The 6,024-nt window shown below is 65.6% G+C and carries 7 protein-coding genes; 1 reads left to right on the top strand and 6 read right to left on the bottom strand.

The genetic code is table 11. The annotated features are described in order from the left end of the window. Positions 1-207: 207 nt before the first annotated feature. The 6 genes from A5646_RS16915 to A5646_RS16890 all read right to left on the bottom strand — a co-directional run bounded on the left by A5646_RS16915 (position 208) and on the right by A5646_RS16890 (position 4,955). Positions 208-735, bottom strand: coding sequence for a maleylpyruvate isomerase family mycothiol-dependent enzyme (locus A5646_RS16915; protein ID WP_067022834.1), 528 nt, complete (start codon positions 733-735; stop codon positions 208-210). After that, on the bottom strand, positions 728-1,183 hold the full coding sequence (locus A5646_RS16910; protein ID WP_067022831.1) for a MaoC/PaaZ C-terminal domain-containing protein: 456 nt from the start codon (positions 1,181-1,183) through the stop codon (positions 728-730). Before A5646_RS16910 ends, A5646_RS16915 begins: the two co-directional genes overlap by 8 nt. Continuing rightward, positions 1,180-1,710, bottom strand: coding sequence for a MaoC family dehydratase N-terminal domain-containing protein (locus tag A5646_RS16905; RefSeq protein WP_066881003.1), 531 nt, complete (start codon positions 1,708-1,710; stop codon positions 1,180-1,182). The genes A5646_RS16910 and A5646_RS16905 overlap by 4 nt, the downstream gene beginning before the upstream one ends. A gap of 13 nt (positions 1,711-1,723) precedes the next feature. Further along, positions 1,724-2,149 carry a nuclear transport factor 2 family protein gene (locus tag A5646_RS16900; protein ID WP_067022829.1) on the bottom strand — a complete coding sequence of 142 codons (426 nt, stop codon included), beginning with the start codon at positions 2,147-2,149 and terminating at the stop codon, positions 1,724-1,726. A 91-nt stretch (positions 2,150-2,240) separates the two neighbouring features. Beyond that, entirely contained in the window at positions 2,241-3,827 is a 1,587-nt protein-coding gene (locus A5646_RS16895) for an AMP-binding protein (RefSeq protein ID WP_067022826.1), read from the bottom strand. Positions 3,828-3,845: 18 nt separating this feature from the next. After that, complete coding sequence (locus A5646_RS16890) at positions 3,846-4,955, bottom strand: Rieske 2Fe-2S domain-containing protein (protein ID WP_369806955.1); 1,110 nt, start codon at positions 4,953-4,955, stop codon at positions 3,846-3,848. 153 nt (positions 4,956-5,108) lie between these two features. Here A5646_RS16890 and A5646_RS16885 point away from each other — a divergent pair. Next, positions 5,109-6,024, top strand: a 916-nt coding sequence (locus tag A5646_RS16885) for a cytochrome P450 (protein WP_067022824.1), incomplete at its 3' end; no start/stop codon positions are given.

The raw sequence follows: 6,024 nt of genomic DNA, 5'->3' as shown, positions 1-6,024 counted from the left end.
ATCTCCACGACGCGCCCATCAATCGCATTACGCTGACCGGTCAACTCCGCCAGTTCGTCGAAGAGCTCCTCGAGACGATCCTTCGGGGACGCTTCGACGCTGGCTGCAGTCGCGGTCGGGGACATGACGCCATCATCGCAGCCACCACCGACAAAAACGGTCTCCCCCCATTCCGCGGCCCCAATGTGGTGTGCGCAGAAACCCCTATCAGATCTCCGGTTCCCACCGCGGGTCGCGGCCAAGGCGTGCCAAAAGCTTTGTCTGCGCATCGCTCTCATCGCCGACCGGGACCGGCGCATCGAACATCCCGGACGCGGCCAAGGCCTGCGCACCTTCCGGAAGGCCGGCGCAGAACAGCTCACACCACGCCGGGTCCAGGGCGTCATCGGCGCCCACCGCCCGGGCGAGGTCCCAGGTGTGAACCAGGACATCGCGGGTCAGGTTCGGCATCAGCCGGTACTCGCTTAGTTGTGTCGCTCGACCCGATTCAAACGCCGCCGCCAGCCCGTCATAGGTCAATCGCCATCGCGTTTGCGGATCGCCACTTGGCCGGTCGGGCTTATATCCCAACGGGCGCAACAGAAGCACATCATGGAAGCCGATCACGTGCTCGAGAACCGCTCGCGCGTCCCACGCATCGCACGGGGATGGCCGGCGCCATTTGCCGTCCGCCGCCCTGACCGCCTCGCCGAACCGTCGGCACACCGCCAGGTGTAGTCCGGCAATGTCATCCATCGCCGGAAGATCCGGGCACCTGCAACGTCAGCTCGACCGGACAGCACAGCGCGCCATGCTGATTGGTCACCCGGATTTCGACATCGACCAGGCAGCGCGGCGGCTCCACCGAGGTGTCCCGGCGCTTCGCCACGGCCCGCCCCCGGCCGATCATCGTGTCGCCGGCATACACCGGCGCGGCCAGTCGCATGGACCGGCGCACCACGCGCGAGCGCGGCCCCGCCCAGTCGGTCGCGACGCGGTCGGCGAACCCGGCCAGGTGCATCGTGTTGACGTAAATCGTCGGATTGCCCTGCGCCTGAGCGTATTTCGGGTCGAAATGGCCGGGGAAGTAATCCCACGTTGCCCCGGCGTTCTCCACCACCCGCTGGTAGCTGATGTGGTCGATCACTTCCGGCAAGTCGACGGGAACGGAGATCATCGCCCAGTCCAGGCCGTCGCCGGTCACGACGCGGGCCCGGGGGTGAAACGGAACAAGGTATTGCGATTGGTGGCGACCACGACGTTGTCTTGGCGGCGATAGGTCTCCAGCGTCTCGACGAAATGGCCGACGCCCAGTCGCGTCCGCTTTTCCGGTGATACCGAGACCAGCTCGTCGACTGCGGTCAGCACGTCGCCTTCGACGATGGGTTCGGGGAACTCAACCTCGTTGGCGGCGTTGATAAATGTAGTACCGGGCAGCGGCACCCGCAGGGCGATCAACGAAGCGGTGCCTCTTCCCCCAGGTTGCCAGGGCGGTGCGATCAGCCAGCCCATCAACAGCGCGGGCGGCGCGAGTAATCCTCCCCACTGCCGCCGGGCGAACTCGGGGTCCCAGTATGAGCGATTACCGTCGCGCACCATCGCAGCGAACAACTGGATGCGTGCGGCGCTGACCGCGGTTCCCGCGACGCGGGGCTCGCTTCGCGCGCCGACCATCCGCAGCGCATCGTCGTAGGTGCCGAAGGCCAGCCGCTGACCGAAATCCTGATCCACGTATCGGTGCCACTCACATAACGAGGGGGTGGCGACTCGGGACGGAATCCCACTGCAAGGCACGCGAAGTGAAGTACCAGCCGCCCCGCTCGTAGATCAATGTGTCGTGGAAGGTCCCGGTGGCCCGCAGCGTGGTGTCGCCATAAATCGCGGCGAAAAGCACAGCGACACAGCGCTGAGTCGCGTTGACCCCGTCGACGCTGATCTCATGATCGACCGTGACCAGTCGTTGACCGTCGCCACCGTCGAAAGCCGACCGCAGGTCGCTGAAAAGCTCACCGTCGCGGGTATAGCTGGCACCCGAATGACGGAAGGTGGAGACCCAGCGGTCGCGATCGCCGTCGGAGTAGGCCCGATTGTGCCGGGCGTTCAGATCCAGGATGGCAGCGCGTCCGGTGGCGGCTTGCAGCATTTGCTGTTCTTGATAGGTCATGGTCATCGCTTCCAGCCTCTCTGGAGAAATCACTGCCGACAATGGGCTGAGGGGACGTTAATGCAACTCGTCGACTATTACGTGACATTAACGGAACCTAACGGCGAACGACATACCCACTACTTTCACGATCCCAGGCCCCCGGACTGACGCCGCGTTCGCGCAATAAATCTTTGCGTATCCGGCCGATCACGTTCTTCGGCAGTTCGCTCACGGTCTCCACGAATCGCGGCACGCAGAAGTACGGCATGCGGGCCGAGCAGAAGTCGAGCAGTTCCGCGAAATCCAGTGTGGCGCCGGGCCGCAGCGTGACGACTACCAGGACGTCGTCCTCGCCCAAATCGCTGGGCACGCCGACCGCGGCGGCCTCGGCCACGGCGGGATGACTCGCGACAACGGCCTCCACTTCGACCGAAGAGATATTCTCACCGCGCCGGCGCAACGCATCCTTGATTCGGTCCACATAGGTCAGATTCTGGTCACGATCGAGCCGCCCGAGATCGCCGGTGCGAAACCATTCCGGATGCGGCTTTATCCGCGAATCCGCGCCGACGTAGCCCTCGCTCATCACGTGCGGATACCTGGGCCGACAGGCGATTTCACCCACGGAGTCGGCGGGCAGTGGATTGCCATGCTCGTCGAGGATCCGCACCTCGAAATCGGGATTCGGCCGGCCCGACGTCCCGGGAACCCCGTCCTCGGCGACCGACTTGAGGGCGATGGGAAAAGCCTCGGTGAGCCCATACATCGTGACAATGCAGCAGCCGTAACGCTTTTCGATGTCGCGGTAGGAGTTTGCGTCGATCGGCGCGGCGGAGATGAACCGCAGCGGCAGCCGTGCGTCATCCGGATCCGCGGGCAGATTCCGCAGCATCGAGACCATCGCCCCGGCACCGGCGAACCCGACGGCGCCGCGGGCGCGTATGTCGTCCCACACCTCGCCGGGGTGAAAAGACCCGGCCAGCACCGTCGTTGCGCCGACCAGCATGGGCGCCAGGATGCTGGGTGCCGCACTGAGGTGAAACAACGGCATCGCCGTCCACAACACCTCGCCCTCGCGTAATTGCCAGGCCGATGAGACGGTCGCTGCCACGGAAAACAGGTAGTGCCATGTCGTGGCGACCGCTTTGGACGGGCCGGTGGTGCCCGAGGTGTAGAACAGGCAGGCGAGGTCGTCCGCCTCGCCCGGGTCACCGACCGACGCGTCGCCGGCGTGTTGTCTCAACGTCGCGGTCAGTGAGTCACCTTGCACCACAATGTTCGTCAGGCGCTCCGCCGCGTCGGCGACCTCGGCGGCGCGGGGCCGGTGTTCGGCGTCGGTCAGCATCACCTTGGCGTGTGACAGCCGCAGGGCGTGCAACAGGAAGTCGCCTTTGTTCGCGGCATTGATCGCCGCGCTCACCGCACCGATCCGCGCCGCACCCAGCCAGAAGTAGACCCATTCCGGACACGTGCCGGTGAACAACGCGATGCGGTCACCCCGTCCGACTCCCAACTCGCTCAACACCTTTGCCGCCGCATACGACCGCTGGCGCATCTGCTCGAAGGTCACATCGACGCCGGCGATCGACATCATCACCCGGTCGGGGTACTGCCGCGCGCGGAGATCGAGCACGGCCGGCACGGTGAAACGGTCGACGCCGTAATCGGCGGGCCGCACGGACCCCACGCGGTCAGCGCACATCGGTCTGTGTGGCTCTGGTCAAGCTTTGGCGGCCGCCGGGTCGGGCTCGCCGTCGGCGCCGTAACCGAAGTCGGAGGGCGACGGTTGCTCCCCCGGGTAGAAGCGGTGCGCCCACCGACGCAGGGCCGCGTAGTCGTGTGCCTCTTCGGGCGCCAGGTTGGGCTTCTCCAGGTATTTCATGTTCTCCCAGGTGAAGAAGTCCTGTTTGATGACCTCTTGCTGCAACGCCAGGAACCGGGCGGCACGTCCGGTGGGCACGTCACCGCTGTCGCCCGGTTCACGCACGGAAGCCTGCGTGTAGAAGTAATCGGTGTAGTCCTCGTCGACCGGGGTCTGCCCGGTCACCTCGATAGTCGCCACCAGCTCGCTGGGGAACCGGACGATGCCGAGGCCCAGCGAGTAGTTGTCGTAGATGATCTTGGCGTCGACCGGCCCGTCGGGTGTCAACCAGGTCGAGCCGCGGCCGCCGCCGAAGTGGGCGTTGACGGTGGCGTGCAGGTGATAACCGGCCACCTCGAACGACGCCGTCGTGGCCGGGTTGGCGGCCTTGTGCACGTACTGAACGTGATAGGGGTCGGCGGCGTTTTCGATGATCATCTGCGGGTGCACCTTGACCCGGTTCAGCATCTGGCTGTGCGGGTGCAGCGGGTAGTACTCGTTGGTTTCCAGTTCCGGCAGCACCGGCGGCTGCCAGTACGGCGCCCGGCCGTGGCGCTCGTGCCAGGCCAGGATGAAGCCGTACCATTCCATGCTCGGATAGGTCCGGATGCGGACGTTGTTCTTGCAGCCGATCTTGCTGTAGGGAATCAGCGCGTTGGTTCCATCGCCGCGCCACTGCCAGCCGTGCCAGGGGCAGACGATGTTCTCGCCTTCCACGGTGCCGCCGACCCCCAGGTTGGCGCCGAGGTGCTGACAGTAGGCCTCCATCACGTGAACCTGGCCCGACTCCGTGCGGAACAGCACCAACTCCTCGCCGAAGTAGTGCGCGCGCCTGACCTGGCCGGGAGCCAGGTCGCTTCCGAAGGCGACGATGAACCAGCCCGTCGGGAAACGGTAGGTCGACAGCGCGATGCCACCCGGTCCGAACTCCCGTTCCGAGGGGTCTGACTCTGGAATCGTATTCGTCACGAGCACTCCGTTTCCCACGCGGCCGGGCGCATCAGGGCCGCTCTTAACTCACCGCGTTTCGACGACTAAGGTCTATTTTTACTATTTTAGACATTGAACGTCAACGCGCCGCCGCCCGGGCGTGGCGTGGCGTCGGAGCCAATGGGGGTTCGCATGACGGCCGCTGCGGTGGACCTTTCCGATTTCGCGTTGTGGCGTAACGGTTTTCCCGACGAACTGTTCGCTGAGTTGCGGCGTACCAGGCCGCTGTTTCGGCACGACCTGACGCCGGGCGTCGCCGACACCGTCCAGCGCCAATTCTGGGTCGCCACCAAACACCGGCATGCGGTCCGCCTGCATCGCGACACCGACTCGTTCACCGCGGCCGACGGCCCGCTCATTCAACCGGTCGCCATGTTCTCGGCATCCCCGACGATCATCACGCTGGATCCGCCGGACCTGAACAAGCGCCGCAAGCTGATCTCCAACGCCTTCAACCCGCGTGCGATCGCCAAGCTGGAGAACGGCATCCGGGCGCGCGCCGCGCGGATGATCGACGGCCTGCTCGCCCGGGGCGGTGGGGACTGGATCTCCGACGTCGCCGACGCGCTACCGATGACGGTCATCGGCGACATCATCGGCATCCCAGAGGAGGACCGGCCGCGGATCTTCGAGCTGTTCGACCGCATCCTGAAGGCGCTTGCGCCCGAGGAGCACCCGAGCGGGCACGTCGAAACCGAGCTCTTCGCCTCGGTCTTCGAGTACGCGATGGAGCTCACCGCCGAAAAGCGGCGCAATCCCACCGACGACATCTGGAGCACGCTGGCGTCCGCGGTGATCACCGGCGACGACGGCGAGCAGTTCAGCCTGCCCGAAAACGAACTCGAGTTCTTCTTCTTCGTGCTGGCCTTCGCCGGCAGCGACACCACCAAGAACGCGCTGGCCATCGGGCTGCAGGCGTTCGTCGCGAACCCCGAGCAGATGGAACGCTATCGCGAGCGGGAAGAGCTGCGGGCCAGCGCGGTCGAGGAGGTGTTGCGCTGGGCGTCACCGGTGGCGTATTGGACGCGCACCGCGAAGGTCGACGTCG

Origin of the sequence: Mycobacterium sp. 1245499.0, from assembly GCF_001673615.1 — a bacterium.
GTDB classification, from domain to species: Bacteria; Actinomycetota; Actinomycetes; order Mycobacteriales; family Mycobacteriaceae; genus Mycobacterium; species Mycobacterium europaeum_A.
Note: the sequence above shows the minus strand (reverse complement) of the source record. Positions and strands in the feature narration are given on the sequence as shown.